This is a genomic window from Sphingopyxis sp. GW821-FHT12F08 (genome assembly GCF_058806755.1).
In genome coordinates this window covers 133,528-158,938 of the sequence record NZ_JBXAQA010000006.1, presented here as the reverse complement: position 1 = coordinate 158,938, position 25,411 = coordinate 133,528, and the positions used below count along the sequence as shown (strand labels likewise).

At 66.8% G+C, this 25,411-nt stretch carries 28 protein-coding genes; 21 read left to right on the top strand and 7 right to left on the bottom strand.

What is annotated here, in order from left to right; genetic code table 11:
* The first annotated feature begins 90 nt into the window (after positions 1–90).
* On the top strand, positions 91–1,101 hold the full coding sequence (locus tag AC1RNQ_RS16810) for a LacI family DNA-binding transcriptional regulator (RefSeq protein WP_493172895.1): 1,011 nt from the start codon (positions 91–93) through the stop codon (positions 1,099–1,101).
* A gap of 17 nt (positions 1,102–1,118) precedes the next feature.
* Here the strand turns inward: AC1RNQ_RS16810 and AC1RNQ_RS16805 are convergent, their stop codons facing one another.
* Positions 1,119–2,807 carry a GMC oxidoreductase gene (locus AC1RNQ_RS16805; RefSeq protein WP_493172893.1) on the bottom strand — a complete coding sequence of 563 codons (1,689 nt, stop codon included), beginning with the start codon at positions 2,805–2,807 and terminating at the stop codon, positions 1,119–1,121.
* Positions 2,808–2,821: 14 nt separating this feature from the next.
* Positions 2,822–3,391: a gluconate 2-dehydrogenase subunit 3 family protein gene (locus AC1RNQ_RS16800; protein WP_493172891.1), complete on the bottom strand. Its 570-nt coding sequence runs from the start codon at positions 3,389–3,391 to the stop codon at positions 2,822–2,824.
* 207 nt (positions 3,392–3,598) lie between these two features.
* On the opposite strand from AC1RNQ_RS16800, the gene AC1RNQ_RS16795 reads away from it, so the two are divergent.
* The 8 genes from AC1RNQ_RS16795 (at position 3,599) to AC1RNQ_RS16760 (ending at position 8,937) form a co-directional block, all read left to right on the top strand.
* The gene (locus AC1RNQ_RS16795; RefSeq protein ID WP_493172890.1) at positions 3,599–4,000 is read left to right on the top strand and encodes a c-type cytochrome; all 402 of its coding nucleotides are present in this window, start codon (positions 3,599–3,601) and stop codon (positions 3,998–4,000) included.
* Positions 4,001–4,039: 39 nt separating this feature from the next.
* Entirely contained in the window at positions 4,040–5,062 is a 1,023-nt protein-coding gene (locus AC1RNQ_RS16790; protein ID WP_493172888.1) for a sugar phosphate isomerase/epimerase family protein, read from the top strand.
* 173 nt (positions 5,063–5,235) lie between these two features.
* Positions 5,236–5,784: a YdeI/OmpD-associated family protein gene (locus AC1RNQ_RS16785; RefSeq protein ID WP_493172886.1), complete on the top strand. Its 549-nt coding sequence runs from the start codon at positions 5,236–5,238 to the stop codon at positions 5,782–5,784.
* Between the two features lie 60 nt (positions 5,785–5,844).
* Complete coding sequence (locus tag AC1RNQ_RS16780) at positions 5,845–6,135, top strand: type II toxin-antitoxin system Phd/YefM family antitoxin (protein WP_493172884.1); 291 nt, start codon at positions 5,845–5,847, stop codon at positions 6,133–6,135.
* Positions 6,136–6,153: 18 nt separating this feature from the next.
* Positions 6,154–6,525: a type II toxin-antitoxin system VapC family toxin gene (locus tag AC1RNQ_RS16775; protein WP_493172882.1), complete on the top strand. Its 372-nt coding sequence runs from the start codon at positions 6,154–6,156 to the stop codon at positions 6,523–6,525.
* 22 nt (positions 6,526–6,547) lie between these two features.
* Positions 6,548–7,129, top strand: a complete 582-nt coding sequence (locus AC1RNQ_RS16770; protein WP_493172880.1) for a hypothetical protein — start codon at positions 6,548–6,550, stop codon at positions 7,127–7,129.
* 13 nt (positions 7,130–7,142) lie between these two features.
* Positions 7,143–7,628 carry a GFA family protein gene (locus AC1RNQ_RS16765; protein WP_493172878.1) on the top strand — a complete coding sequence of 162 codons (486 nt, stop codon included), beginning with the start codon at positions 7,143–7,145 and terminating at the stop codon, positions 7,626–7,628.
* A gap of 76 nt (positions 7,629–7,704) precedes the next feature.
* Positions 7,705–8,937, top strand: coding sequence for an MFS transporter (locus tag AC1RNQ_RS16760; RefSeq protein WP_493172876.1), 1,233 nt, complete (start codon positions 7,705–7,707; stop codon positions 8,935–8,937).
* Positions 8,938–8,944: 7 nt separating this feature from the next.
* Here AC1RNQ_RS16760 and AC1RNQ_RS16755 read toward each other — a convergent pair whose 3' ends face one another.
* Entirely contained in the window at positions 8,945–9,649 is a 705-nt protein-coding gene (locus AC1RNQ_RS16755) for a helix-turn-helix domain-containing protein (RefSeq protein WP_493172874.1), read from the bottom strand.
* Positions 9,650–9,696: 47 nt separating this feature from the next.
* The gene (locus AC1RNQ_RS16750; RefSeq protein WP_493172872.1) at positions 9,697–10,134 is read right to left on the bottom strand and encodes a YybH family protein; all 438 of its coding nucleotides are present in this window, start codon (positions 10,132–10,134) and stop codon (positions 9,697–9,699) included.
* Positions 10,135–10,255: 121 nt separating this feature from the next.
* On the opposite strand from AC1RNQ_RS16750, the gene purT reads away from it, so the two are divergent.
* From purT to AC1RNQ_RS16720, 6 genes are all read left to right on the top strand, one after another.
* Positions 10,256–11,434 carry a formate-dependent phosphoribosylglycinamide formyltransferase gene (purT, locus tag AC1RNQ_RS16745; RefSeq protein WP_493172870.1) on the top strand — a complete coding sequence of 393 codons (1,179 nt, stop codon included), beginning with the start codon at positions 10,256–10,258 and terminating at the stop codon, positions 11,432–11,434.
* 345 nt (positions 11,435–11,779) lie between these two features.
* Positions 11,780–12,397, top strand: coding sequence for a TVP38/TMEM64 family protein (locus AC1RNQ_RS16740; protein WP_493172868.1), 618 nt, complete (start codon positions 11,780–11,782; stop codon positions 12,395–12,397).
* Positions 12,382–12,849, top strand: coding sequence for an AAC(3)-I family aminoglycoside N-acetyltransferase (locus tag AC1RNQ_RS16735; protein ID WP_493172867.1), 468 nt, complete (start codon positions 12,382–12,384; stop codon positions 12,847–12,849). The genes AC1RNQ_RS16740 and AC1RNQ_RS16735 overlap by 16 nt, the downstream gene beginning before the upstream one ends.
* Before the next feature lie 60 nt (positions 12,850–12,909).
* Positions 12,910–15,720, top strand: a complete 2,811-nt coding sequence (polA, locus tag AC1RNQ_RS16730) for a DNA polymerase I (RefSeq protein ID WP_493172866.1) — start codon at positions 12,910–12,912, stop codon at positions 15,718–15,720.
* Between the two features lie 2 nt (positions 15,721–15,722).
* Entirely contained in the window at positions 15,723–16,226 is a 504-nt protein-coding gene (locus tag AC1RNQ_RS16725) for a hypothetical protein (RefSeq protein ID WP_493173313.1), read from the top strand.
* 127 nt (positions 16,227–16,353) lie between these two features.
* Positions 16,354–17,025: a CDP-alcohol phosphatidyltransferase family protein gene (locus AC1RNQ_RS16720; RefSeq protein ID WP_493172864.1), complete on the top strand. Its 672-nt coding sequence runs from the start codon at positions 16,354–16,356 to the stop codon at positions 17,023–17,025.
* A gap of 163 nt (positions 17,026–17,188) precedes the next feature.
* On the opposite strand, the gene AC1RNQ_RS16715 is transcribed toward AC1RNQ_RS16720, so the two are convergent.
* Positions 17,189–18,079: a prephenate dehydratase gene (locus AC1RNQ_RS16715; RefSeq protein ID WP_493172863.1), complete on the bottom strand. Its 891-nt coding sequence runs from the start codon at positions 18,077–18,079 to the stop codon at positions 17,189–17,191.
* Positions 18,080–18,246: 167 nt separating this feature from the next.
* Here AC1RNQ_RS16715 and AC1RNQ_RS16710 point away from each other — a divergent pair, with 167 nt between their 5' ends.
* Both AC1RNQ_RS16710 and AC1RNQ_RS16705 read left to right on the top strand, forming a co-directional pair.
* On the top strand, positions 18,247–18,912 hold the full coding sequence (locus AC1RNQ_RS16710) for a c-type cytochrome (protein WP_493173311.1): 666 nt from the start codon (positions 18,247–18,249) through the stop codon (positions 18,910–18,912).
* Positions 18,912–19,334 carry a c-type cytochrome gene (locus tag AC1RNQ_RS16705; RefSeq protein WP_493172862.1) on the top strand — a complete coding sequence of 141 codons (423 nt, stop codon included), beginning with the start codon at positions 18,912–18,914 and terminating at the stop codon, positions 19,332–19,334. Before AC1RNQ_RS16710 ends, AC1RNQ_RS16705 begins: the two co-directional genes overlap by 1 nt.
* Positions 19,335–19,380: 46 nt before the next feature.
* On the opposite strand, the gene AC1RNQ_RS16700 is transcribed toward AC1RNQ_RS16705, so the two are convergent.
* Both AC1RNQ_RS16700 and AC1RNQ_RS16695 read right to left on the bottom strand, forming a co-directional pair.
* Entirely contained in the window at positions 19,381–20,256 is an 876-nt protein-coding gene (locus tag AC1RNQ_RS16700; RefSeq protein ID WP_493172861.1) for an LOG family protein, read from the bottom strand.
* A gap of 194 nt (positions 20,257–20,450) precedes the next feature.
* Positions 20,451–21,152: an extensin family protein gene (locus AC1RNQ_RS16695; RefSeq protein ID WP_493172859.1), complete on the bottom strand. Its 702-nt coding sequence runs from the start codon at positions 21,150–21,152 to the stop codon at positions 20,451–20,453.
* Between the two features lie 164 nt (positions 21,153–21,316).
* On the opposite strand from AC1RNQ_RS16695, the gene AC1RNQ_RS16690 reads away from it, so the two are divergent.
* The 4 genes from AC1RNQ_RS16690 to serA all read left to right on the top strand — a co-directional run bounded on the left by AC1RNQ_RS16690 (position 21,317) and on the right by serA (position 25,269).
* Complete coding sequence (locus AC1RNQ_RS16690; RefSeq protein WP_493172857.1) at positions 21,317–21,928, top strand: ferric reductase-like transmembrane domain-containing protein; 612 nt, start codon at positions 21,317–21,319, stop codon at positions 21,926–21,928.
* A 2-nt stretch (positions 21,929–21,930) separates the two neighbouring features.
* The gene (locus AC1RNQ_RS16685) at positions 21,931–22,251 is read left to right on the top strand and encodes a PepSY domain-containing protein (RefSeq protein WP_493172855.1); all 321 of its coding nucleotides are present in this window, start codon (positions 21,931–21,933) and stop codon (positions 22,249–22,251) included.
* Positions 22,252–22,352: 101 nt separating this feature from the next.
* Complete coding sequence (locus AC1RNQ_RS16680; protein WP_493172853.1) at positions 22,353–23,483, top strand: phosphoserine transaminase; 1,131 nt, start codon at positions 22,353–22,355, stop codon at positions 23,481–23,483.
* A 199-nt stretch (positions 23,484–23,682) separates the two neighbouring features.
* Entirely contained in the window at positions 23,683–25,269 is a 1,587-nt protein-coding gene (gene serA / locus AC1RNQ_RS16675) for a phosphoglycerate dehydrogenase (RefSeq protein WP_493172851.1), read from the top strand.
* Positions 25,270–25,411: the final 142 nt, after the last annotated feature.

Here is a 25,411-nt window from a genome sequence, read left to right as displayed (position 1 = left end):
ATGGATTACATTATGCACAGCGACGTTGAATCGCAAGGCCAATAATACTAAGCTTACCAACGCTTTTCACGATGAGAGAACGTTTTCCGAATGACAACGATCGCAGATGTTGCACGCGCGGCTGGCGTTTCGACCGCGACGGTGTCGCGCGCGCTGAGCAACCCCGACGCGGTCAGCGAGCCGCGGCGCAGCCAGGTGCTGCAGGCGGCGAAGGCGCTCGGCTATGCGCCGAACTATGCCGCGCAGAGCCTGCGCACTACGCGATCGCAGCGGATCATCCTGACCGTTCCCGACATTTCCAACCCCTTTTTCTCCGCGGTGATCCGCGGCGCCGAGGAGGCCGCCCTCGCCGCGCGCTACTCGCTGCTGATCGGCGACACGCATCACGACAGCGAGCGCGAGGAATATTATGCCGCGATGCTGACGCGCCGCGAGGCCGACGGCATGATCTTCCTCGGCCACCGGCTCGCGCCGACAATGATCGCATTGGTCGCGAAGCAGGGCGTCGAGGCGCCGATCGTCAACGGCTGCGAGTTCGAGCCCGGGCTCAACGTCTCGAGCGTCCACATCGCCAACGCCGTCGCGGCCGCCGAGGCGATGCAGCATCTTTATGACTTGGGGCACCAGCGGGTCGGCGTGATCACCGGCCCGCTGCTGAGCCCGATCAGCCGCGACCGGTTGAGCGGCGTTCAGGGCGCCGCGGCGGGGCAGCGCCTGTGGGATGAGGTGCTGGTGCGTACGGGCGATTTCTCGGTCGATTCGGGTGAAGCGCTGACCCACGAACTGATGGCCGAAACAAATCCTCCGACCGCCATCTTCTGCTTCAGCGACGAAATGGCGATCGGCGCGATCGCGGCGCTGCGCGAACGCGGTCTCGATTGCCCGCGCGACGTTTCGGTCGTCGGGTTCGACGACATCCGCTACGCCCGCGCCTTCCACCCCGCGCTCACCACGATCAGCCAGCCCAAGGAAGCGATCGGGCGCAAGGCGGTCGAGATGCTGCTCGCCATCCTGTCCAAAAAGGCCGAGGGCCTCGCCTCGATCACCCTGCCCCACGAACTCGTTGTCCGCGAAAGCACGGCGCCTCCACGCACCCGCTGAGGCCGCGGCCAGCCCCTTCAGAGCTGGCCGGCCTTGAGCCGCTCGACCGCATGATTGGCCGCGCGTGCCGTCAGCGCCATATAGGTCAGCGACGGATTCTGCGCCGCGGTCGACGTCATGCACGCGCCGTCGGTCACGAACAGGTTGGACACCTCGTGCGCCTGATTGAAGCCGTTCAGATAGGATGTCTTCGGATCGCGCCCCATGCGCGCCGTGCCCATTTCGTGGATCGCGAGGCCGCCCGGCGGGATCGCGGTGCGGATCGCCTGCACGCCGACCGCGCCCCCCGCGGTCAGCATCGCCACCGCCTCTTTCGATATATCCTCGGCCATCAATTTCTCGTTCGCGCCCCATTCGAACCGCGTGTTGAGGATCGGGATACCCCATTTATCCTTCTTCTGCGCGTCGAGGCTCAGCCGGTTGTCATAATAGGGCAGGCACTCGCCGAAGCCAGCGATATAGATGAACCACGGCCCCGGCTCGCGCAGCGACTTTTTCAGCGGCGCGCCGAAACCCGGCGTCATCGCGCCGCGCGTCCAGTTGCTCCGCGCCGCGGAACCCTGCAGGCCATAGCCGCGCACGAAGGGCGCATCCTTCTTTCCGACGTTGCGGAACCGCGGCATATAGAGGCCCGCGGGGCGGTTGCCGACGGGCAAGCTGTCGAGCATCCCCGGGACGATGCCGAAGGCACCGCCGCTCATCAGATGGTCCATCAGATAATGGCCGAGCACTCCGCTGCTATTGCCGATGCCGTCCGGATATTGCTCGCTCGTCGAATTGAGCAGGATCTGGGTCGAGCCGAGCGTCGACGCGTTCAGGAAGACGATCCGCCCGCGATAGGTCGTGCGCGTTCCCTTGGCCGAATCGATGACGCGCACCCCCGACACCTTGCGCGTAGCGGGATCGTGATCGAGCCCCTCGACGATCGCGTCGGTGACGACGGTGAGGTTGCCCGTCGCCTCGGCGGCGGGAAGCGTCGAGCTGATCGAGCTGAAATAGGATCCGGTCGAACAGCCGCGCTGGCACGGCCCGCAATAATGGCACGCCGCGCGGTCGCCCAGATCCTGCGTCAGGATCGCCGACGGCGCGATCATCAGCCGGCGGTCGGGATAGGTTTTTGCGATCCCCTCGGCGACATGCGCCTCGCAGCGGTTGAGCGGCATCCCCGGCTGGAAACGGCCGACGGGCGCCGTCGGCGCGTCATAGTCCGACTGCCCCGAGACGCCGATGAAGCGTTCGACATGGTCGTACCAGGGGCGGATGTCCTCATAGCGGATCGGCCAGTCGACGCCGTGGCCGTCCTCGGCGTTTTCGGTGAAGTTGATCGGCCCCAGCCGCGGCGTGACGCGCCCCCAGGTGAGCGAGCGGCCGCCGAGATGATAGCCGCGGATCCAGCTGAACGGATGCTCGGCATCCTGCCCATAGGGATGCGCGCTGTCGTTCACGAAGAAGTGGTCGGTCGACTCGCCAAAGGCATAGCAGGTGCGCTGGATCGGATAGTCGCGCTCATAGCGATGCCGGTCGCCGAGGTTGCGGAAAGGGAATTCCCAGTCGGCCTTGTGCTCGCCGACATAATCTTCGGGGGTGATCGACCGCCCGCGCTCGATGAGCAGGACCTTCAGTCCCTTTTCGGTCAGCTCCTTCGCCGCCCAGCCGCCCGAGATGCCCGAGCCGACGACGATCGCATCGAAATCCTGATTCGACATGGTGATGCTCCCGATCAGAAGGCGCTGAAAGGCGACAGCGAGTAGAGGATGAAGGAATCGGCGCGGTCGCCCGGTTTGAACGGCGCGTCGGGAAGATATTCGTTCGGAACCATCTCGAGCCTGAGCTCGACCGATGCGCCGAGCTCGCTCGTGTAGTAGCCATAGACGGTGAGCCGCTTCATCAGCACAGCGAAAGGCGTGCGGGGTCGCGCGCCCGCGCCGGGCGCCGCCATCGCCGCTTCGGCGGCGGCAAGCTGCTTGCCGAACCATGCATCCTTTTCGGCCTGCGCAAGCTCGGCAAACGCCTTGCCGTGCTCCGCCCGCGTCGCATCGTCAAAGGCCGCCATCCCGTCCATGAAATGCGCCTGCTCGGCCGGGTTGAACCAGTTCGTCACCATCATTTCGATGAAGCCGGGCACGTCCGCCGCCTTCGCTCCGCCGGTGTCGGTCGCGGGGATGATCGTTTCAGCAATCTCGGCGATGAGTCTGCGCGCGTCCGCAGACCAGGACCCTGGCGCCGCCATGGCAGCGCGCGCGCCGGGGGTTATCAACCCGACGCCGAGGAATGCGGCGAGCTTGAGCAAATCGCGGCGGCCGGTGAAGGCGCCGCCGGCAGTCCCGTCGGATGGCATTGACCTCTCCCTTGCTTATGTTATGATGATTACGTAATCGATTGCAAATGCCCGTGCAAGAGGATAAATCGATATAAATATATGAATGAGCGGCTCTCTGGTGACAGGATATGTAATCATTTACATATACCGGAATCCGGGATCAAAAAGGGATCGAGGATGAACAAGAAGGCTATGCCCGTAGCACGGATCACGGTCGCATTGACGACCGGCGCATTGCTGTTTGCGATATCGGGCGTCGCCGCCACCGGCGCCGACGCCCCCAACCCAAAAGCGCGCGTCGCGTTTCAGGCCTGCGCCGCCTGCCATTCGGACAAGGCCGGCGTCACCCGGCTCGGGCCGAGCCTCGCCGGCATCTTCGGCAAACCCGCGGCGCAGGCGAAGGGCTTTCGCTATTCCCCCGCGCTCGCCAAGGCGAAGCTGCGCTGGGACCGCAAGACGCTCGATGCTTTCATCGCCAATCCCAAGGCCGTCGTGCCCGGCAATCGCATGAGCTATCCCGGCGTTTCGGACCCCGCCAAACGCGCCGCGATCATCGATTATATGCAAGGCCTGCGCTGACAGCGGGAAAACGAAAACAAGACGGAAAGGGACAGGATTATGAAGGGTCGCCACATCGCACCGCTCCTGATGATATCGTCGGCGCTCGCGGCCGGGAGCGCGTCCGCCCACGACCACAGCGCGCACAAGAAGGCACCCGCCGCCGGCCAGTGCCTTGGCCTGCCGGTCGAAAAGATCGCGATCCAGACCTATGTCTTCGCCAGCACGCTCGCCGACATTCCGGTCCCCGCCGAATGGGACATGTTGCCGGTCGGTGAGAAGTTCGAGCGGCTGAAGCCCTCCTTTGCCAAGCTCGCCGGCGCGAAGCCCGACCCCGCGCAGCTCGAGTCGGTGCTCAGGCAGATTTCGGCGATCGGCTATCGCAATATCGAGGGCATGGACCTGATCGGCGGCAGCGACCCGGCCGCCTATGCGAAGCTGCTCAAGGACAATGGCTTGCAGGCGGTGGCGAGCCATACGAACCTCGACAAGGAAAAATGGCCCGCGACGCTTGCGGCCGCCAAAGCGCGCGGACAGCGCTTCATCGGCTCGGGGGGCTTCGGCGCGCCCGGGCTCGACACGCTCGACCATGTCCTCGAGACGGCGCGGAACCTCAACGCGCTCGGCGAAGCCGCCAGCGCCGAGGGGCTCACCCTCTATGTCCACAACCATACCGGCGAGTTCGACAGCCGCTTTCCCTATGACCATGGCGACGGCAAGCCGGTGATGACCAGCGCGTGGGAGATCGTCGCCGCGAACACCGACCCGCGCTTCGTCCAGTTCGAGGTCGACATCTTCTGGGCGCGCCTGGCATTCAAGCCCGACCGGCTCGACGACCTCCTCGCCTTCCTCACGAAATACCGCAACCGCATCGCGTTGCTGCACATGAAGGAACTTGCCGCGAACGGCGCGGTCACCGACATGGGGGCCGGGACGACCGACTGGCGCCGCGTGATCGAAGCCGCCGGGCCGCAGATCGCCTATTATATCTATGAGTTCGACTTCCCGTCGGACCCGGCGAAATCGGCGAAGATCGGCTTCGACTATCTGGGTTGCGGCGGGCGGAAGCAGGCTGACGGGTGAGCCACCGGTCGGGCTTGCAAAAGCATATTTTTGACGGACCCCTGCTCGGTCATTTCGGACGAGATTTTTTATTATTATTTTGCAATTCGTTATAGCGACGTGAACATTTGAGTGGGAGTGACGCCGTGGCCGCGGTCCATGTAGATTCCGCAAGGGTCCACGAATTCGTGGACATGGATGGCTTCCACGACTGGCTTGCGGCCAATCACGCCACCGAACGCGAGGTGTGGATCAAGATCCACAAGGTCAGGTCGGGCCTGCCCTCGATCACCGCCGAACAGGCGATCCACGCCGTGTTGTGCTGGGGCTGGATCGACGGCATCCGCAAATCCTTCGACGAAAAAAGCTTCCTCCAGCGCTATTCGCCCCGCGGGCCCAAGAGCGTGTGGAGCCAGATCAACATCGACAATGTCGCGCGCCTGACCGCCGAAGGAAAGATGACCGAACATGGCCTCAAACAGGTCGAGGCCGCCAAGGCCGACGGCCGCTGGGACCGCGCCTATCGCGTCAAGGGATCCGAAATCCCCGAGGACCTCCAGGCCGCGATCGACGCCGAGCCCGCCGCGAAAGCCATGCTGGCAAAGCTGACCGCGCAAAACCGCTTCGCGCTGATCTTCCGCCTGGGGGCCATCAAGACCGAAGCCGGGCGCAAGAAGAAGATCGCCGACCTCGTCGCGATGCTCAGCCGCGGCGAGACCTTCCACCCGCAGAAGGCGAAATGACGAGCGCCCACCGGGCGCAACCTTGACCAACCAGCTTGGCCAAGCTAATTTGCCCAAGCCATGACCATCCATGTCAACATCGGCGAAGCCAAGACGCGCCTGTCCGAACTCGTCGCCGCCGCGCTGCGCGGCGAGGAGGTCATCGTGCAGCGCGACGGCCAGCCCAAGGTTCGTCTGGTCGCCCTTCCGGAAGCCGAGGAAATGGACCGCGAGGCGCGGGCGGCCAAGCGTCGCGCGGCCTTTGGCTGCCTCGCCGAAAAATATGCGGCTTATCCGCCCGAAGCTTTCGACGTCCCCCCGTCGATGACCGACGAGGAATATGAAGAGCGCATCAAGCGCAAATTCGGCTGACCGGACTCCCGACCCTTCATGCAGCTGCTGCTCGACACCCACATTCTCGTCTGGCTCGTTCTCAACGACAGGCGGCTGACCGACGCGCAGCGTGAGGTGCTCGAGGAACCGGACAACGAGCTTATGGTCGGCCCGACGGTCACCTATGAATTGACACATCTCCAGCAAAATAACCGGATACCGCTCAGCGAGCCGATCGATCGCCTTCAGCAACTCGTGGGCTTTACGCTGGTTGACCTTCCTCACGGCATTTGGCGCGCGGTTGCCGGCCTTCCGGACATCCACCGCGACCCGCTGGACCGGCTGCTCGTCGCCCATGCGCTGACGGCCAAGATGACATTGATCACTGCCGATGCCAATATCCGGCGCTATCCGGTTGCCTGCATCTGACTGCGACAAAGCGAGGGAGGCCATGCTGAAAGTCGTCACCGCCGCCGCGTTGCTCATTCTCGCCGCCTGCTCCTCACCCGAACCCGGCACCGGACCCGTACAAAAGGCCGCAGATCCCGCGCCGGTCGCACGCGATACGCCGCCTCCGAAACCTCCGCTGCCGAAGCCGGGACTCGCCGTCCTGTTATCGCCTGAAGGACTGGTTGCCGCGGGACGGCTGCTGCGCTTCGGCATCCCCCGCGCCGAAATCGAGCGCGCGATCGGCGCGGCGCAGGGTACGATCGACCGCGGCAGCAGCAGCGAATGCGGCGCCGGAACGATCGATTTCACCAGCTACAAGGACGGCCTCCAGCTCACCTTCCAGGACGGCAAATTCGCCGGCTGGACAATCAACGCCGCCGCCTCACCGCTGAAAACCGCAAAGGGGATCGGGATCGGCTCGACACGGCAGGAACTCGACGCCGCCTATAAGGATTTGACCGTCGAGGAATCGTCGCTCGGCCTGCTGTTCAGTTCGGGCAACCTCACCGGCCTGCTCGACATCGACGGGATCGAGGGGCTGGTCACCGACATCTGGGCCGGCACCGTCTGCCTGATCGACTGAGCGAGGGACGTATATGACCAACCGAATCGAAACCGACGCCTCGGGCGGCTGCCAGTGCGGCGCGGTGCGCTATCATGTGACCGCGGTGCTCGACACCTCGCACATCTGCCACTGCCGCATGTGCCAGAAGGCGGCGGGAAATTTCTTCATCGCGCTGATCGGCGTCCCGCGCGACGCGATCAGCTGGACGCGCGGCAAGCCCGCCACCTTCGCCAGCTCGGACAAGGCCGCGCGGGGTTTCTGCCGCGACTGCGGCACGCCGCTCACCTATGATTATCACGAAAGCCGGCATATCAACCTGACGACCGGTTCCTTCGACGACCCGTCTTTATTCCCGCCGCGCGTCCAGTTCGGAGCCGAAGGCCAGCTGCCGCTGTTCGAAGCCCTGCCGATCCCGGCCGAGGGCACGACCGAGGAGACGATGGCCGCCTATGTCGGCGCGATCAAGGCGAGCAACCACCAGCATCCCGATCACGACACCGACCGCTGGCCGGAGTGAGTCGTCCCGCCAGATTCCGCTAAGCCGTGCCGCGCGCCTGTGATACGCCTCGCCCCGTAAGGACGGGGAGAGGTCCATGGCGACAAAGGAAGCCGCCCGCGCGAGCGGCGCGCGCATCACATGGGTGGTCGCGCTGATCGCGCTGTCGGTGCTGCTCAACTATGTCGACCGCGGCGCGATCGGCGTCGCCGCGCCGCTGATGAAGGACGAGCTGCAGCTCTCGGCAACCGGTTTCGGCATCGCCGTCTCGGCCTTTTTCTGGGTCTATGCCCCCGCCTGCCTGTTCGTCGGCTGGCTCTGCGACCGCTTCTGCGTCTACCGCGTCTTCGCGCTCGGCGTGACGATCTGGGCGATCAGCACCGCGCTCACCGGCTTCGTCGGCGGGCTCGCCTCGCTCGTCCTGCTCCGCCTGTTCCTCGGGCTCGGCGAGAGCATCGCCTTTCCGGGCAGCAGCAAGATCTTCGCTGCCGAGGTGCCCGCCGAACGCCGCGGCATCGCCAACGCCTCGGTCTCGGCCGCGCTCGCCTTCGGCCCCGCATTGGGCGTGCTGTTCGGCGGCGCGATCCTCGGCGAATGGGGCTGGCGCGCGGTGTTCTGGTTCTTCGGCCTCGCGACCCTGCTGTGGCTGATCCCCTGGCAGATCGTCGCCGCGCCGCTTCGCGCGCAGAGCATCGCCGCGCCGCCGGCCGAGCGCGTGTCGATGGCGCGCCTGCTGCGCGTGCCCACGCTGTGGCGCATGGGGCTCGTCCATTTCCTCTCGAACTACGGCTTTTATTTCCTGCTCGCCTGGCTGCCGCTCTACCTGGTGGGCACACGCGGCTATTCGATCGGCGAGATGACGATGCTCACCACCTTGAGCTTCACGACGCAGGGCGTCGTCGCGCTCGCCGCGGGGTGGCTCTCCGACCATATGGTCGCGCGCGGCCAGCACGAGGGCGAGCTCCGCCGCTGGCTGATGATCGCCGGCCAGTTCGCCACCGCCGCCGCGATCGCCGGGATCGCGGTCGCGGACGGCGCCGCGACGCTCGCGCTGTGGCTCGTCGTCGCGGGGATCGGCACCGGCCTCATCGCGACCAACCTCTTCGCGATCGGCCAGATTTTCGCCGGCCCGCGCGCGGCAGGCAGCTGGGTCGGGGTGCAAAATGCGCTCGGCAATATCTCGGGCATCGTCGGCCCGGTGATCACCGGCCTGATCGTCGACTATCTCGGCGGCTATGGCTGGGCCTTCGCCGCCGCCGCCGCGATGGCCGCGCTCGGCGCGCTCCTGTGGTGGACGATCATCCCCGACATCCGCCAGATCGAGGCCTGACTTCGCCTCAAAGCATCGCCGCCTTGCCGCGCCCCATCGCCAGCCCGGCGATCGCCGCGCTGGGGGTCAGGCCGAAGGCGCGGCGGAACATGCGCGAGAGATGCGCGGTGTCGGCGAACCCCGCGTCCATCGCCGCGGTGCGCACCAGCGCACCCTCGGCCATCGCCTGCGTCGCATGCTGGACCGCGAACCACAGCTTGAATGCGCGAAAGCTCTGCCCCGTCGCCGCGCGGAAACAGCGCAGCGCACGCGTCCGCTCCATGCCCAACCGGCGGGCGAGCTCGTCCTGCGTCATCCGCGCCATCGGGTCGGCATAGATCGCGCGCACGACCGCCGCGACTTCGCCGGGTGGCACCGCCGCGAACGCCAGTCGGCTGCGCAAATCCGCCACCGCCGAAGCATCGCCCTGCATCGCTTCGTCCGCCGCCTGCGCGAGCTTGCCCGTCAGCGCCTGCCCCAGCGGCGCGTCGAACGGAAAGGCCAGCCCGTTCAGGTACAACACGTCGGCGCCGCGCTCGGCAAAGGCGACACTATGCACCACCCCCGGCCGCACGAGCAGCATCTCGCCCTCGATGCGCACCCCCTCGCGCTCCAGCCGCACCGGCCCGGTGCGCCCGACCAGCAGCGCGGTCACGTCATTGGCATGCGCCGCGAGCGCGCGGCTCCCCACCGGGAAACGCGCGGCGAGGAAGGGCGAGATCGGGTCGGGCATCGGCGGCGACTATCCTCCTCCGGCCGCCCTTGCGCAAGCGAGGGCGGTCAGCGCGCGATCCCCGCGCGGGCGAAGGCCGCCGCCATCGCCTGCGCATCGGGGTACACATCCTTGCTCACCACCTCGCCCGCGGCGTTGACCATGACGACATCGACCATGTCGACGTGCGCGACGAACACTTCGCCGCCCGCCAGCGGCAGCGTCAGCACCATCGTCCAGTCGAAGATCCAATAATCCTCGCCATGGACCCGCCGCCCCTCGATCATCGAAAAATCATAGGTCGCGAATAGAGCCCGGCAATGGTCGCGCAGCGCGTCGCGCCCCTCGACCGGCGGCGACCCGTCGTGCAGCAGGAATATCGTGTCGCGCGAATGGAGCGACGCGATCAGCTCGGGATCCTTCGCCTCCCATCCGACATGATAGCGTTCGAACAGCGCCTCGGTCGGCAGGATCTTTTCGGGCGGCACGGCGGCGGCAACGGACATCGGCTTTCTCCTTTTCGGCACGGCGATCCTACCGGGTGCGCTCGCGGGCGCGTTGAACGAACGTGCATTGCGCTCCGCCGCGATATCGGCTGTGGAGGCGTCCTCAGAATCGGAGCGCTCGATGACCCCTACCGCCACTATCCTCCTGCTCGGTTCGGGCGAACTCGGGCGCGAGTTCGTGATCTCGGCGAAGCGCCTCGGATGCCGCGTCATCGCCTGCGACAGCTATGAAGGTGCGCCCGCGATGCAGGTCGCCGACGGCTTCGAGGTCTTTTCGATGCTCGACGGCGCCGCACTCCGCGCCACGATCGAAAAGCACAAACCCGACCATATCGTCCCCGAGGTCGAGGCGATCCGCACCGAGATTCTCGCCGAGGTCGAGGCCGAGGGTTTCCACGTCGTCCCCTCGGCGCGCGCCGCGCAGCTGACGATGAACCGCGACGCGATCCGCGACCTCGCGGCGCGCGAGCTGGCGCTCACCACCTCGACCTTCGAATATGCCGAGACCCGCGAAGATCTCGCCGCCGCCGCCGCCCGCATCGGCTTCCCGCTCGTAGTCAAGCCGGTGATGTCCTCGTCGGGCAAGGGCCAGAGCACGGTCAAGGACGCCGCGGGCATCGACGCCGCGTGGGACTATGCCGCGGCGGGCATGCGCGGCGACCGCCTCCGCGTCATCGCCGAGGCCTTCATCGACTTCGACTACGAGATCACGCTGCTCACCGTCCGCCACAAAGATGGCGTGGCCTTCTGCCCGCCGATCGGTCACCGCCAGGAACGCGGCGACTATCGCGAAAGCTGGCAGCCCGCGGCGATGTCCGATGCGGCGCTGGCATCGGCGCAGGATATGGCGACCAAGGTCGTCGACGCGCTCGGCGGGCACGGCATCTTCGGGGTCGAGTTTTTCGTGAAGGGCGACCATGTCATCTTCTCCGAACTCAGCCCACGCCCGCACGACACCGGCATGGTGACGCTCATCTCGCAATCGTTGTCGGAATTCGACCTCCACGCCCGCGCGATCCTGGGCCTGCCGATCCCCGCGATCGACGTGCCCGCCGCCAGCGCCAGCGCCGTCCTCCTCGCCGACCGCGACGCGAGCGATTTCGCGATCAACGGGCTGGCCGAGGCGCTGACGTCGCCGGATGCGGACACGTCGGTAGACGCCCGCATCTTCGGCAAGCCGGTGACGCGCCCGTACCGCCGCATGGGCGTGACGCTGGCGAAGGTCGCGGGCGGGACGACCGACGAGGCGCGCGCCGCGGCGGTGGCGGCGGCGGGAAAGCTGGTCATCGAATATCGGTAGCGGAGCGAGCGTCGGTTGCGGGCGGTAGCGGACAAGAGCGATCCTCCCCCACCGGGGGAGGGGGACCACCCGAAGGGTGGTGGAGGGGCACGTGAGGTTTGCGTGACGTCGGACCGATATGCGCTTCATTTCCGGCGACGTCGCCGTAGCGAGCTACCTCACCGGCAAGGCCAACCGCCTGTGCCCCTCCACCAGCTTCGCTGGTCCCCCTCCCCGTTCCGGGGAGGATCGGGGAGGTCCGCTCACCACCCCAAACCAGCCCTCAGCATATTCGCTTCCCTCTCCCCTCACCCGCGCTAATCTCCTCCCATGCCCCGGCGCCCCGCCCTCCTCCTCCGCTGGCTGATGATCGCCGCCCTGCTGTTCCTCATCATCGGCATGCCGCTCGTCTTCCGCGACCAGTTCGTCGCCGCGAGCGACGCGATCCTCGCCGCCGCCGACGAGCGCCCGCTCGCCGCCGCGCTGTTCATCGTCGCCGCGCTGACGCTCGACCTCTTCCTCCCGGTCCCCAACGGCGTTACCAACACGCTCGCGGGTGCCGCCTTCGGCTTTGCGCTCGGCACGCTGGTCATCTGGCTCGGGCTGATGGGCGCCAGCCTCGCGGGCTATGCCGCGGGGCGCTGGGCGGCGCGCCCGCTCGCCAAGCGCCTGCTGGGCGCCGAGGACGTCGACAAGGCGCATGCCCTCGCCGAGCGCGTCGGCCCGGTCGCGCTGATCGTCTCGCGCCCCGTCCCCATCCTCGCCGAAGTGATGGCGATCGCCGCCGGGGTGTCGGCGATGGCCTTCGCCCGTTTCGCGCTCGTGATGGCGCTCGCCAATCTCGGCGTCGCGATGCTCTTCGCCGCGATCGGCGCCTCGGCGGTCGCGCAGGGCTCGTCGGCGCTGCTGATGCTCGGCGCGGTCGGCCTGCCGCTCGCCTTCTGGCTCGGCTGGCAGGCCATCGAAAAGTGGCGCGCCCGATGATCGTCCGCCGCCTCGGCCCGGCCGATATCGAAGCCATACGCGACCTCAACGCGCTCTACGCCGCAGCCTTCGAGGACCCCGAAACCTATCGCCGCGAAACCCCCGACGACGCCTGGCTCGCGCGCCAGCTCGGCAAGGAGGCGATCATCCTGCTCGTTGCCGAAGCCGAAAGCGGGATCATCGGCGGCCTCACCGCCTACGAATTCCCCAAGCTCGAAGCCGCGCGCAGCGAAATCTACCTCTACGACCTCGCCGTCGCCGAAGCGCACCGCCGCCGCGGTGTCGCCACCGCGCTGATCGCCGAGCTCCAGCATATCGCCGCCGACACTGGCGCCTGGGCGGTGTTCGTGCAGGCCGACTATGCCGATCCGCCCGCGATCGCGCTCTACACCAGGCTTGGTGTCCGCGAAGAGGTGCTGCATTTCGACCTGCCGCCGCGCCCGCGCGGCTGAGAGGAAGAAAGCGGGAACATCGCGCTAGGCCGCCCCGCCCGCCGCTGCTACACCGCCGCCATGTCCGAGAAGAATCACCTCTATCTGGTCGATGGCTCCAGCTACATCTTCCGCGCCTATCACCGCCTGCCGCCGCTGACGAACCCGCAGGGCGTGCCCGTCGGGGCGGTCTATGGCTACACCACGATGCTGTGGAAACTCGCGAAGGATCTGCACGACGCCGACGGGCCGACGCACCTCGCGGTGATCCTCGATCACAGCAGCCAGTCGTTCCGCAACGAGATCTACGATCAATACAAAGCCAACCGCCCCGAGCCGCCCGAGGACCTCCGCCCGCAATTCCCGCTGATCCGCGACGCGACGCGCGCCTTCTCGCTGCCGTGCATCGAACTCGAAGGTTTCGAAGCCGACGATCTCATCGCTTCCTACACCGAGGCCGCGGTGCGCGAGGGCTGGGACGTCACCATCGTCTCCTCCGACAAGGATCTGATGCAGCTCATCCGCGAACCCGCCGACGGGTCGCCGCAGGTCGACATGCTCGACACGATGAAGAATGTCCGCCTCGGCTTGGAAGCCGTGAACGAGAAATTCGGCGTCACCCCCGACCTCGTCGGCGACGTGCTCGCGCTGATGGGCGATGCCGTCGACAATGTCCCCGGCGTGCGCGGCGTCGGTCCCAAGACCGCAACCAAGCTGATCCAGGAATATGGCAATCTCACCGCCGCGCTCGACGGCGCGGAAACGATGAAGGCCAGCAAGCTCCGCGACAACCTGATCGAGCATCGCGCGATGGCCGAGCTGTCGCGCATCCTCGTCGAGCTGAAACGCGACACGCCGATGCCCGACACGCTCGACCAGCTGAAGCTCGGCGCGATCCCGCCGGCACCGCTCAAGCTCTTCCTCGACGAACATGGCTTCCGCTCGCTGTCGGCCAAGCTCGACACCGGCGTCGCGCCGAGCGGCCCGCCGACGCTGCCGCGCGTCGGCGCCGTGCCCGCGGCCGCCGGGGGCCCCTCGACGCCCACGCTACCCCCGATGCCGCCGATCGACCGCAATCTCTACGAGACGGTCACCACGGTCGAGGCGCTCGACCGCTGGATCGCATGGGCCAGAGCGGCGCATGTCGTCGCGGTCGATACCGAGACCGCGACGCTCGACAGCGTCACCGGCGAGCTCGTCGGGGTCAGCCTGTCCACCGGTCCGGGCAAGGCCTGCTACATCCCGCTCGGCCATGGCGGCACCGACATGTTCGCCGAAAAGCCGGCGCAGATTTCGATGGCCGACGCGCTCGGCCGCCTCCACGCGCTCTTTGCCGACGAGGCGGTGCTCAAGGTCGGGCACAACCTCAAATATGACATCGGTGTGCTCGCGCAGCACGGGCTGAGCATCGCGCCCTATGACGACACGCTGGTGATGAGTTTCGCGCTCGACGCGGGCAAGCATCAGCACGGGCTCGACGAATTGTCGAAGCTGCACCTCGATCACATATGCATTTCGTTCAAGGAAGTGTGCGGCACCGGCAAGTCGCAGATCAGCTTCGCCGAGGTCCCGCTCGATCGCGCGACGCATTATGCCGCCGAGGACGCCGAAGTCGCCTGGCGCCTCTGGAAACTGCTCAAGCTCCGCCTGCCTCTCGAAGGCGGCACGCGCGTCTACGAGATGGTCGACCGGCCGCTCGCGGCCGTGGTCGAGACGATGGAACGCGCCGGGATCATGGTGAACCGCGACTATCTCGCGCGCCTGTCGGGCGAGTTCGCGAACGAGATGCTGCGCATCGAGGGCGAGATCCACGCCCTCGCGGGCCAGCCCTTCGCGATCGGCAGCCCCAAGCAGCTCGGCGAAATCCTCTTCGACAAGCTCGGCCTCAAAGGCGGGCGCAAGGGCAAGTCGGGCGACTGGTCGACCGATCAGAGCGAGCTCGAACGGCTCGAACGCGACGGCGTGCCGATCGCGCGCAAGATCCTCGAATGGCGCCAGCTGTCGAAGCTGAAATCGACCTATACCGACGCGCTGCAACAACAGATCAACGCGAAGACCGGCCGCGTCCACACCAGCTACAGCCTCGTCGGCGCACAGACCGGGCGGCTGTCGTCGACCGACCCCAATCTCCAGAACATTCCGATCCGTACCGAGACCGGGCGCCAGATCCGCGACGCCTTCATAGCCGCGCCGGGCCATGTGCTGATCGCGGCCGATTATAGCCAGATCGAACTCCGTCTCGCCGCGCACATGGCCGACGTCCCCGAACTCAAGGAAGCCTTTGCGCAGGGGCAGGACATCCACGCCGCGACCGCGATCGAATTGTTCGGCGAGGTCAACCGCGACACGCGCGGCAAGGCCAAGACGGTCAATTTCTCGATCCTCTACGGCATCTCGCGCTGGGGCCTCGCGGGCCGATTGGAAGTCACCCCCGACGAGGCGCAGGCGCTGATCGCGCGCTATTTCGAGCGCTTCCCCGGCATTTCCGACTATATCACCGACACGCTCGAAGGCGCGCGCGCCAGGGGCTATACCGAGACCTTGTTCGGCCGGAGGACCTGGTTCCCGCGCATCAAGGCGGCGAGCCAGAACGAGCGCGCGGGCAGCGAGCGCGCCGCGATCAACGCGCCGATCCAGGGCACCAGCGCCGACCTGATCAAGCGCGCGATGGCGCGCATGCCCGCCGCGCTGGAGGAGGCCGGCCTTTCGGACGTCAAGATGCTGCTCCAGGTCCACGACGAACTCGTCTTTGAAGCGCCCGAGGACAAAGCCGCGGCGGCGGGCGAGGTCATCCGCCGCGTAATGATGGGCGCCGCCGAACCCGCGCTGACCCTGTCGGTCCCGCTCGAGGTCGAGATCGGGGTCGGCAAGAGTTGGGGCGAAGCGCATTGACGATGCTTGCGCTGGCGGCCGCGCTGCTGCTTCAGGATGGTGCGGCGGTGGTCCCGCCGCCGGTGGTGGCGACCGCGCCGCAGCCCGCGGCACCCCCCGCGATCGCCGACGAGGATGTCCGGCTGTTCGCCGCGCTTAACGGCCGCAAGGTCGCCGGGCGCCCGGTCGGCGGTCCCTATCCGACCGCCGACAAGATCCTGCTCCTGACCCGCGACAGCCGCGGCAATCCCGAAATCGGGGGCAGCCTCGCGATGCCGGTGCGCCAGTCGCTCCCCGCCCCGCCCGCGGACACGCTCGCCATCGTGCGGCTCCACCAGCGCTCCGAAACCGTCGTCCCCGGCCCGACCGCCGACGACCTCGCCTTCGTCGCCGCGAACCGCATCCCGCTCTTCGTCATCGGCGAATGGGCGCGCCCCGCGCCGATGTGGGAGGTCGCGTGGCAAGGCGACGCCGTGCGCTACCGCGTGATCGGCGACGTCGGCGAGATCGGTCCCTGGCAGGACTAGCGCTCGCTCGCCCCGCTGCGGCGCCCGGCCGCGCGCAGCGCCCTTTCCCAACCGCGCAATTGCGACTATGACGCCTGCGTGACGTCTGGCTGACACAGATGTGACAGCCAGCGACGAAAGGCCCTTGATGAGCAGCAACCCCCGGCAGGCTCCCCCTGTCCGCATCCAGCAGAATATCCTCGCGCGCGGCGAACGCCGTGTCCTCAACTGGATCTGCGCGCGCCTTCCGCAGTGGGTCACGCCCGACCAGCTCACCACCTTGGGCTTCCTCGGCGCGGTGATGGTCGCGATGGGGTACATGCTGAGCTGGCTGAACCCCGGCTGGCTCGCGCTGTCGATCACCGGCTATGTCGTCAACTGGTTCGGCGACTCGCTGGACGGCAGCCTCGCGCGCTGGCGCCGTATCGAACGGCCATCCTACGGCTATTTCGTCGACCATAGCGTCGACGGCCTCGCGACCTTGCTGATGGTCGGCAGCATCGGGCTCAGCCCTTACATGCGCTTCGACGTCGCGTTGCTCGGGGTGATCGGTTATCTGTTGCTCTCGATCCACAGCTTCCTCGCGGCCAAGGTCGTCGGCGAATTCCGCCTCTCGTACATGGCGGGCGGGCCGACCGAGCTTCGCCTGATGCTGATCACGATGACCGCGCTGATGCCGGCGATCGGCGGTGCCGACATCAACGGCACCAATTTTTCGCCCTTCGACCTGTTCGGCATGGTCGTCTCCAGCGTGCTGATCACGCTGTTCGTCACCCAGAGCTTCGCGCTCGCGCGCAAGCTCGCGGGCCGTCGCGACTGATTCCATTCGCCTTTTCGCGCCCGTTGCGGCGACAAGCGCGAAAGGGAAGGCGACGCATTTCGAGGCTCGATGATATTCGACGCCGTAGCCCCGAGCCTGTCGAAGGGCGCTTCTCGGAGAGGTACCCTTCGACAGGCTCGGGGCTACGGTTCAGAAATTAGCGTTAGCTGCGCGCCCGCGCTTGCCGGTACGTCCCGAGCAGGCGCAGCGTCTTGGTCTGGAAATCCAGCTCCTCGAGCGCCCGGTCGATCCGCTCCTCGCCCGGCGCCCCGACGATGTCGGCGTAGAAGGTCGTCGCGGTGAAACTGCCGCCGACCTGATAGCTTTCGAGCTTGGTCATATTGACGCCGTTGGTCGCAAAGCCGCCGAGCGCCTTGTACAGCGCGGCCGGAATGTTGCGCACCTCGAAGATGAAGGTCGTCATCAGCGGCACGCCCTGCGGCAGTTCGGGGAGCGGCGCGCGCGCCAGCACGACGAAGCGCGTCATATTATGGTCGGCATCCTCGATCCCCATCTCGTGCAGGCGCAGCCCGTAAAGCTCGGCGGCATGCGGCGGCGCCAGCGCGGCGAGGCCGACCTCGTCGCTGTCGGCGACCCAGGCGGCGGCACCCGCGGTGTCGCTGTGCGCGACGGGGTCGATCTTGTTGGCGCGCAGCCATTTGCGGCACTGGCCCAGCGCCTGCTCATGGCTCATCGCGCGCGTCACCGGGCCCAGGTCGCGGCTCATCAGCCCGTAGCGGATGCGCAGGAAATGCTCGCCGACGATCGACAGCCCCGATTCGGGCAGCAGGAAGTGGATGTCGGCGACGCGGCCGTGCAGGCTGTTCTCGATCGGGATGATCGCGCGGTCGACGCGCCCGTCGCGCACCGCCTCGATCGCATCCTCGAACGAATAGCAGGGCAGCGGCAGCGAGTTCGGGTCATATTCGCGCGCGGCAAGGTCGCTGTTCGCCCCCGGCGCCCCCTGAAAGGCAAGGCCGCGCGCGGGTTCGGCGAGCGCCGCCGCCTTCATCTCGTCGACCAGTGCCTGCGCCGATGCCGAATAACTGCCCATGTCCGCCCTTCCGAAGTGCGCGGCGGCGCATAGCGGTGCAGCGCTTTATACGCAACCGGCGCACGCTCCTTTTCATCCCCTTGCGCCGCCGTCGCCGCGCCAGTAAGGGAGCGACCAAATCAGATATGCGTGCCCACAACGGGCGCCAGCGAACGGGGCTGCAAAGCATGGACAACCGCAACAATACCATCGCCGGCTGGGTGCTCTTCGCGGGCATCTGCGCGCTCGGCCTGTCGATCGGCACCGGCATGCTGTCGGCCAGCCACGCCCCCGAACAGCCAGGTTTCGTGATCGAAGACACCGAATCCGCCGCCGGCGGCGGGGCGGCCGCGGTGCCGCTTCCCAACTTGCTCGCCGCCGCCGACGCCGAAAAGGGCAAGGCCGTGTTCGCGAAATGCGCCGCCTGCCACACGATCGACCAGGGTGCCGCCAACGGCATCGGCCCGAATCTGTTCGGCGCGCTCGGCAAGCCGCACGGCCATGTCCCGGGCTTCGCTTATTCGGCGGCGCTCAAAGGCGTTCCCGGCAACTGGGACTTCGCCGGCATGGACGCGTGGCTGACCAAGCCCAGCAAATATGCGCCGGGGACGAAGATGTCCTTCGCCGGTCTCGGCAGCGCCGAGGATCGCGCGAACCTGATCGTCTATCTCAACAGCATGGGTTCGAACCTGCCGCTGCCCGCGCCCGAAGCCGCCCCGGCCGCGGGCGAAGCCCCAGCGGAAGGCGCCGCGCCTGCCGAGGGTACCGCCCCCGCCGACAAGGGCGCGGCGGCTCCCGCCGAAGGCGCAGCCGCTCCGGCCGCTGCGCCGGCCCCGGCCGAAGCCAAGAAATAATGCGCCGCGCACCCGTCCTGCTGGCGGGCGCGTTGCTGCTCGCCGGTTGCGGCAAGGCGGATCAGCCCACGGGCGAGACCGCCAGCGGTAGCGACGCGCCCGCGGCGACGGTCGAGCCCACTGCCGCGATGGGCGAACAGGTCTTCAAGCGCTGCGTCGCATGCCACACGATCGACAAGGGCGGCGCCAACGGCATCGGCCCCAACCTCCACGGCGTGGTCGGCCGCGCGGTCGCCTCGCACGCGGGGTTCAGCTATTCGTCGGCGATGAAGGCCAAGGGCGGTACCTGGGACAGTGCGGCGCTGGATACCTATCTCGAGGCCCCGACGAAGGCGCTCCCCGGCACGCGCATGGCCTTTGCCGGGGTCTACGACCCCGCCGACCGCAAGGCGCTGTTGCTGTATCTCGAGGCGCAGAAATAGACTTCCAGATTCTCCCCACGCGCAGCGATGGGGAAGATCTTCCGCCTCAATGCCCCTCGTCGACTTTGGCGTAGAAATCCTGGACGATCTTCCACGCCTCTTCGGCGGTCTCGACGAAGTGGAACAGCGACAGGTCGCGCGCGCTGATCACGCCTTCCTCGACCAGCGCGTCGAAATTGACGACGCGGGTCCAGAACTCCTCGCTGAACAGCACGATCGGGATCGGCTTGATCTTGCCGGTCTGGATCAGCGTCAGCAGCTCGAAGGTCTCGTCGAACGTCCCGAAGCCGCCGGGGAAGACGCACACCGCGCGCGCGCGCAGCAGGAAGTGCATCTTGCGCAGCGCGAAATAGTGGAACTGGAAGCTCAAATCGGGGGTCACATAGCGGTTCGGCGCCTGCTCGTGCGGCAGCACGATGTTGAGCCCGACCGATTCCTTGCCTTCGTCGTCGGCGCCGCGATTCGCCGCCTCCATGATCGACGGTCCGCCCCCCGAACAGACGACGAAGTTGCGGCAGCCGTTCTCATCGGGCGGCACCTGGCTCGCGATCCGCGCCAGCTTGCGCGCTTCCTCATAATATTTGGACTTGGCCGCGAGCCGCTCGGCGATGCGCTGTTCCTCGGGAGTGCGCGCGGCATCGAGCACCGCCTGCGCGGCATCGGGCGCCGGGATGCGCGCCGAGCCATAGACGACGAGCATCGACTCGATCTTCGCCTCGTCGAGCATCAGCTCGGGCTTGAGCAGCTCGAGCTGGAAGCGCACGGGGCGCAAATCCTCGCGCAGCAGGAATTCGGTGTCCTGGAACGCCAGCCGATAGGCCGGGCTCTGCGTCTGGGGGGTGGAAACCGCCTGCTTGGCGAATTGCGCGTCGTCCTTGGCCTTGTGGAAACGCGAACGATGGGGTTGTTTGTCGGTTGTCATTGGCGGACGGCTACCCGTTTGGCGCGTCTTTGCCAAGTCGGGGTGCCTTCGGATCCTCCCCATCGCGCAGCGCTGGGGAGGGGGACCGCGCCCGAAGGGCGTGGTGGAGGGGTTTCGACGCCGGCGCTATTACCCCTCCGTCAGCGCTTCGCGCTGCCACCTCCCCTTGGCTTCGCCATGGGGAGGATCGTCAGCTATCGGCAATAGCCATTCCCGCTCATATCCATGTGGAAATGATTATAATGGGCCGCATTATAATCGGGGCTCAGCACCGTCCCGAAACGCCGGCACGCCGATTTGTGCAGCGCGCGCAGGAAGTCCTGCGAAGCCTTGTCGCCCGTCCACCCACCGTCCAGCATGATCCGCCGCCCGTCGGCGAGCACAAAGCCCGACACGTCGATCGCGTTCGAATAGGCGTGCTGCGACAGCCGCCCCGATCGCCCGCCATAGATGTTGCGGCAGCTGTAGGTGCCGAAGGTCTCGATCTTCACGACCTCCTGCCCGAAATATTTGCGCGCTGCGGGGCGCACCGCATAGTGCGCCCACGCCGCGAAGTTGCGCGCCAGCGGACAGGTCATCGCGCCCAGCCCCGACACCGGCGTGCCGATGTCGAGCAATTTCACCGAATCGATCGAGCTGCATCCGCCACCATGATCCTGGTTCGGCAGCGGGGTGAATTTTACCCCCGCCTGCTTCAGGTCGACCGCGCATTGCTGCGCCTCGGGGCTGTTGAACGAAGGCGTGCCCAGGGCCTGCGGCCGCTTCGGCGTGCTCGCCGTCGGCCGCTTTCCCCCGCCCTGCTTCATCACCTCGGGCGCGCCGAAGCACGCCGACAGCGACAGCGCCGCCGCGGTGGCGACGAGCGTCCGGAACAGGGGAAAAGAAGATTTCGCCATGGCGTCAATTTATCGACGATATGGTTAACAAGTCGCAAACCACAGCCCGCTTTGCGACCAGTTGCCGATGCCGGCGGACAGGATGCGAAACCGCGCCGGCGGCTTGTTGCGAACCATTATCAACATGTTGACCCTGGCGTCCTCCGCCTCTAGCTTCCTGCGCCATGTCCGCGCTGCGCCGCCTGTTGAATAGCCTGCCTCTTTTCTGGTTGCTGCTCGCCCTGCCCGGCGCGCTGATGCTCCATGGCTGGTCGACCGGCGCGATCGACACGATGGATATGCTCCATCCGACCGGCGAGACGAGCGCGCGGCTGATGATTCTCGCCATGCTCGTCGGTCCGCTGACCGGCCTCATCGGCCCGCGCCGCTGGCTGAGCTGGTGGATGCGCCGCAGGCGCTCGCTCGGGGTGGCCGCCTTTTCCTATGCCGTGGCCCATCTCGTTTTTTACGCCCTCGACATGGGCGACCTCGCCGCGATTCTCGACGAACTGCCGCTGCCCGCGATCTGGACCGGCTGGGCAGCGCTCGCGCTGATGCTGCCGCTCGCGCTGACGAGCAGCGACGCGGCGATGCGGGCGCTTCGCCGCAACTGGAAGCGCCTTCAGCGACTCGCCTATCCCGCGGCGCTGCTCACCCTTTTCCATTGGTGGTGGGTGCACAATGGCCTGGCCGGCGCACTTGTCCATTTCGCACCGCTCGCGCTCGTCTGGCTCGCCCTTGCCGCCAAGCGCGCGCGGCGCGCCGCCTCTTCCCCCCAGCAAGCCCAAGGAGCTTAATCATGCGCATCCTGTCCATCGGCCTCGGTCTCGGAATCGTCGCCGCCGCGATCGCCCTGCCGACGACGCCCGCCGCCGCCACCGGGGTGATCAAATGCAACGCCGGCCCGCAGTCGGGCTGGAAAAGTCAGGCCGATCTCGAAGCCAAGCTGAAGAAAGAAGGCTGGGAAATCCGTAAGAGCAAGCCCGACGGCGGATGCTATGAAGTCTATGCCACGCTTCCAACCGGCGAGCGCGTCGAGGCCTATTTCCACCCGATCACGTTCGAGAAACTCTATGTCGCGCAGCGCGGCAAAGTCCTGTTTCGCAAGGAAGGCTATTAATCCCGTCCGCGCTAATCATTTGACAAACCCGGCGCCGACCCTAAACGCGGCGCCGGGCCACGCGGTCCCAACGCCGCGCGAGCTCTCTGCAAGGAGAGACTATGATGAGTGAAGTGCCGACACCCGAATTGCGCCCTGCGCGCCCTTATTTTTCTTCCGGACCCTGCGCCAAGCCGCCGGTCTGGTCCCCCGAAAAACTGAACACCGAATCGCTGGGCCGCTCGCATCGCGCCAAGATCGGCAAGACGCGTCTGCAATATTGCATCGACCTGATGCGCGAGATGCTGCAGCTGCCCGATACCCACCGCATCGGCATCGTCCCGGGCTCCGACACCGGCGCCTTCGAGATGGCGATGTGGACGATGCTCGGAGCAAAGCCGGTCACGACGCTCGCGTGGGAAAGCTTCGGCGAGGGCTGGGTCACCGATGCCGCAAAGCAGCTCAAGCTCGATCCGACCGTCATCCGCGCCGACTACGGCCAGCTTCCCGACCTCACCCAGGTCGACTGGTCGAACGACGTGCTTTTCACCTGGAACGGTACCACCAGCGGCGTTCGTGTTCCGAACGGCGACTGGATCGCCCCCGACCGCACGGGCCTGAGCTTCGCCGACGCGACCTCGGCGGTGTTCGCCTACGACCTCCCTTGGGACAAGATCGACGTCGCGACCTTCAGCTGGCAGAAAGTGCTCGGCGGCGAAGGCGGCCATGGCGTGCTGATCCTCGGCCCGCGCGCGGTCGAACGGCTGGAAACCTACACCCCCGCCTGGCCGCTGCCGAAGGTGTTCCGCTTGGTCTCGAAGGGCGCGCTTGCTGAAGGCGTGTTCAAGGGCGAGACGATCAACACCCCGTCGATGCTCGCGGTCGAGGACGCGATCTTCGCGCTCGAATGGGCGAAATCCTTGGGCGGTCTCGACGGCCTCAAGGCGCGCAGCGACGCCAACGCCGCCGCGCTCGACAAGATCGTCGAAGAACGCGGCTGGCTGAGCCACCTCGCCGCCGACCCCGCCAGCCGTTCGAAGACCTCGGTCTGCCTGTCGGTCGCCGGCGCCGACGAGGGCTTCATCAAGAAGTTCGCGGGGCTGCTCGACGCCGAAGGCGCGGCCTATGACATCGCGGGCTATCGCGACGCGCCCCCGGGCCTCCGTATCTGGTGCGGCGCGACCGTCGACACCGCCGATATCGAAGCGCTCGGCCCGTGGCTCGACTGGGCCTACGCCTCGCTCAACGCCTGACCTCAATAGCCCTCTCCCCTTCAGGGGAGAGGGTTGGGAGAGGGGGATGACCCCCGCTCCTTTCCTTCATCAACATAGGGCCGGCGCAGAGACCCCCTCTCCCCGGCCAGTTTGGGGTAAAAATTACCCCGTAATTTTTAGGTCATGCCGGGGGCATGACCGACCACCAAACTCCCCTGAAGGGGAGAGGGAGATTAAAATGACCGCACCCAAAGTTCTCATTTCCGATAAAATGGACCCCAAGGCCGCCGCGATCTTCGCCGAGCGCGGCATCCAGGTCGACGTCATCACCGGCAAGACCAAGGACGAGCTGATCGCGATGATCGGCGAATATGACGGCCTCGCGATCCGCTCGGCCACCAAGGTCACCCCCGACGTCCTCGCCGCCGCGACGAACCTGAAAGTCGTCGGCCGCGCCGGGATCGGCGTCGACAATGTCGATATCCCCTCGGCATCCAAGCAGGGCGTCATCGTGATGAACACACCCTTCGGCAACAGCATCACCACCGCCGAGCATGCGATCGCGATGATGTTCGCGCTCGCCCGCCAGATTCCCGAGGCCAATGTGCTGACGCAGGCGGGCAAATGGCCGAAGAACGACTTCATGGGGGTCGAACTGACCTCGAAGACGCTCGGCCTGATCGGTTGCGGCAATATCGGCAGCATCGTCGCCGAGCGTGCATTGGGCCTCAAGATGAAGGTCGTCGCCTTCGACCCCTTCCTGACCCCCGAACGCGCGATCGAGCTCGGCGTCGAAAAGGCCGACCTCGACACCCTGCTCGTCAAGGCCGATTTCATCACGCTGCACACGCCGCTGACCGACCAGACGCGCAACATCCTCTCGAAGGAAAATATCGCCAAGGCGAAGAAGGGCGTGCGGATCATCAACTGCGCGCGCGGCGGGCTGATCGACGAAGCGGCGCTGAAGGACGCGCTCGACAGCGGCCATGTCGCGGGCGCCGCGCTCGACGTGTTCTCGGCTGAGCCCCCGGCGGCCGACCATCCGCTGTTCGGCGCGCCGAACTTCATCTGCACGCCGCACCTCGGCGCCTCGACCGACGAGGCGCAGGTCAATGTCGCGATCCAGGTGGCCGAGCAGATCAGCGACTATCTGCTCACCGGCGGCATCACCAACGCGCTCAACGTGCCCAGCCTGTCGGCCGAGGAAGCGCCGAAGCTGCGCCCCTATATGAGCCTCGCCGAAAAGCTCGGCAGCCTTGTCGGCCAGCTCGCGCACGACAATCTGACCAGCATCTCGATCGAGGTCGAGGGCGCCGCCGCCGAGCTCAACATGAAGCCGATCACCGCCGCGGTGCTCACCGGGCTGATGCGGCGCTATTCGGACAGCGTGAACATGGTCAACGCCCCGCACCTCGCACGGGAAAGGGGCCTCGACGTGCGCGAAGTGCGCCACGACCGCGACGGCGACTATCACACGCTCGTCCGCGTCACCGTCGCGACCGAGGCCGGCGACCGCTCGGTCGCGGGCACCTTGTTCAGCAACGGCGACCCGCGCCTGGTCGAGATGTTCGGCATCAAGGTCGAGGCCGACCTCGACGGCCATATGCTCTACATCGTCAACGAGGACGCGCCGGGCTTCATCGGCCGCATCGGCACGACGCTCGGCGATGCGGGGCTCAACATCGGCACCTTCCACCTCGGTCGCCGCGCCGCGGGCGGCGAAGCCGTGCTGCTGCTCAGCCTCGACTCGCCGCTGCCCGAACCTTTGCTGTGGCAGATCTGCCAGCTGCCGGGCGTGAAGACGGTGAAGGGTCTGAAGTTCTGACACCGCAAACGCCCTCCCCTTCAGGGGAGGGCAGCGAGACTTAGGTCCGGCGCAGCCGGCCTTAGTCGCAGCGGGTGGGGGCCAGCGGCCACGCGCTATCTCGCAGACCCCACCCCAACCCCTCCCCTGAAGGGGAGGGGCT

What these genes read in the sequence shown, in the direction of transcription:
- AC1RNQ_RS16720 (WP_493172864.1), top strand. Translation starts at nt 16,354, where the DNA reads ATGAGCAGCAACCCCCGGCAGGCTCCCCCTGTCCGCATCCAGCAGAAT.
- AC1RNQ_RS16710 (WP_493173311.1), top strand. Translation starts at nt 18,247, where the DNA reads ATGGACAACCGCAACAATACCATCGCCGGCTGGGTGCTCTTCGCGGGC.
- serA (WP_493172851.1), top strand. Translation starts at nt 23,683, where the DNA reads ATGACCGCACCCAAAGTTCTCATTTCCGATAAAATGGACCCCAAGGCC.
- AC1RNQ_RS16810 (WP_493172895.1), top strand. Translation starts at nt 91, where the DNA reads ATGACAACGATCGCAGATGTTGCACGCGCGGCTGGCGTTTCGACCGCG.
- AC1RNQ_RS16690 (WP_493172857.1), top strand. Translation starts at nt 21,317, where the DNA reads ATGTCCGCGCTGCGCCGCCTGTTGAATAGCCTGCCTCTTTTCTGGTTG.
- AC1RNQ_RS16725 (WP_493173313.1), top strand. Translation starts at nt 15,723, where the DNA reads ATGCTTGCGCTGGCGGCCGCGCTGCTGCTTCAGGATGGTGCGGCGGTG.
- AC1RNQ_RS16765 (WP_493172878.1), top strand. Translation starts at nt 7,143, where the DNA reads ATGACCAACCGAATCGAAACCGACGCCTCGGGCGGCTGCCAGTGCGGC.
- AC1RNQ_RS16795 (WP_493172890.1), top strand. Translation starts at nt 3,599, where the DNA reads ATGAACAAGAAGGCTATGCCCGTAGCACGGATCACGGTCGCATTGACG.
- AC1RNQ_RS16760 (WP_493172876.1), top strand. Translation starts at nt 7,705, where the DNA reads ATGGCGACAAAGGAAGCCGCCCGCGCGAGCGGCGCGCGCATCACATGG.
- AC1RNQ_RS16685 (WP_493172855.1), top strand. Translation starts at nt 21,931, where the DNA reads ATGCGCATCCTGTCCATCGGCCTCGGTCTCGGAATCGTCGCCGCCGCG.
- AC1RNQ_RS16715 (WP_493172863.1), bottom strand. Translation starts at nt 18,079, where the DNA reads ATGGGCAGTTATTCGGCATCGGCGCAGGCACTGGTCGACGAGATGAAG.
- AC1RNQ_RS16700 (WP_493172861.1), bottom strand. Translation starts at nt 20,256, where the DNA reads ATGACAACCGACAAACAACCCCATCGTTCGCGTTTCCACAAGGCCAAG.
- AC1RNQ_RS16785 (WP_493172886.1), top strand. Translation starts at nt 5,236, where the DNA reads ATGGATGGCTTCCACGACTGGCTTGCGGCCAATCACGCCACCGAACGC.
- AC1RNQ_RS16780 (WP_493172884.1), top strand. Translation starts at nt 5,845, where the DNA reads ATGACCATCCATGTCAACATCGGCGAAGCCAAGACGCGCCTGTCCGAA.
- polA (WP_493172866.1), top strand. Translation starts at nt 12,910, where the DNA reads ATGTCCGAGAAGAATCACCTCTATCTGGTCGATGGCTCCAGCTACATC.
- purT (WP_493172870.1), top strand. Translation starts at nt 10,256, where the DNA reads ATGACCCCTACCGCCACTATCCTCCTGCTCGGTTCGGGCGAACTCGGG.
- AC1RNQ_RS16770 (WP_493172880.1), top strand. Translation starts at nt 6,548, where the DNA reads ATGCTGAAAGTCGTCACCGCCGCCGCGTTGCTCATTCTCGCCGCCTGC.
- AC1RNQ_RS16790 (WP_493172888.1), top strand. Translation starts at nt 4,040, where the DNA reads ATGAAGGGTCGCCACATCGCACCGCTCCTGATGATATCGTCGGCGCTC.
- AC1RNQ_RS16680 (WP_493172853.1), top strand. Translation starts at nt 22,353, where the DNA reads ATGATGAGTGAAGTGCCGACACCCGAATTGCGCCCTGCGCGCCCTTAT.
- AC1RNQ_RS16805 (WP_493172893.1), bottom strand. Translation starts at nt 2,807, where the DNA reads ATGTCGAATCAGGATTTCGATGCGATCGTCGTCGGCTCGGGCATCTCG.
- AC1RNQ_RS16740 (WP_493172868.1), top strand. Translation starts at nt 11,780, where the DNA reads ATGATCGCCGCCCTGCTGTTCCTCATCATCGGCATGCCGCTCGTCTTC.
- AC1RNQ_RS16750 (WP_493172872.1), bottom strand. Translation starts at nt 10,134, where the DNA reads ATGTCCGTTGCCGCCGCCGTGCCGCCCGAAAAGATCCTGCCGACCGAG.
- AC1RNQ_RS16695 (WP_493172859.1), bottom strand. Translation starts at nt 21,152, where the DNA reads ATGGCGAAATCTTCTTTTCCCCTGTTCCGGACGCTCGTCGCCACCGCG.
- AC1RNQ_RS16775 (WP_493172882.1), top strand. Translation starts at nt 6,154, where the DNA reads ATGCAGCTGCTGCTCGACACCCACATTCTCGTCTGGCTCGTTCTCAAC.
- AC1RNQ_RS16705 (WP_493172862.1), top strand. Translation starts at nt 18,912, where the DNA reads ATGCGCCGCGCACCCGTCCTGCTGGCGGGCGCGTTGCTGCTCGCCGGT.
- AC1RNQ_RS16755 (WP_493172874.1), bottom strand. Translation starts at nt 9,649, where the DNA reads ATGCCCGACCCGATCTCGCCCTTCCTCGCCGCGCGTTTCCCGGTGGGG.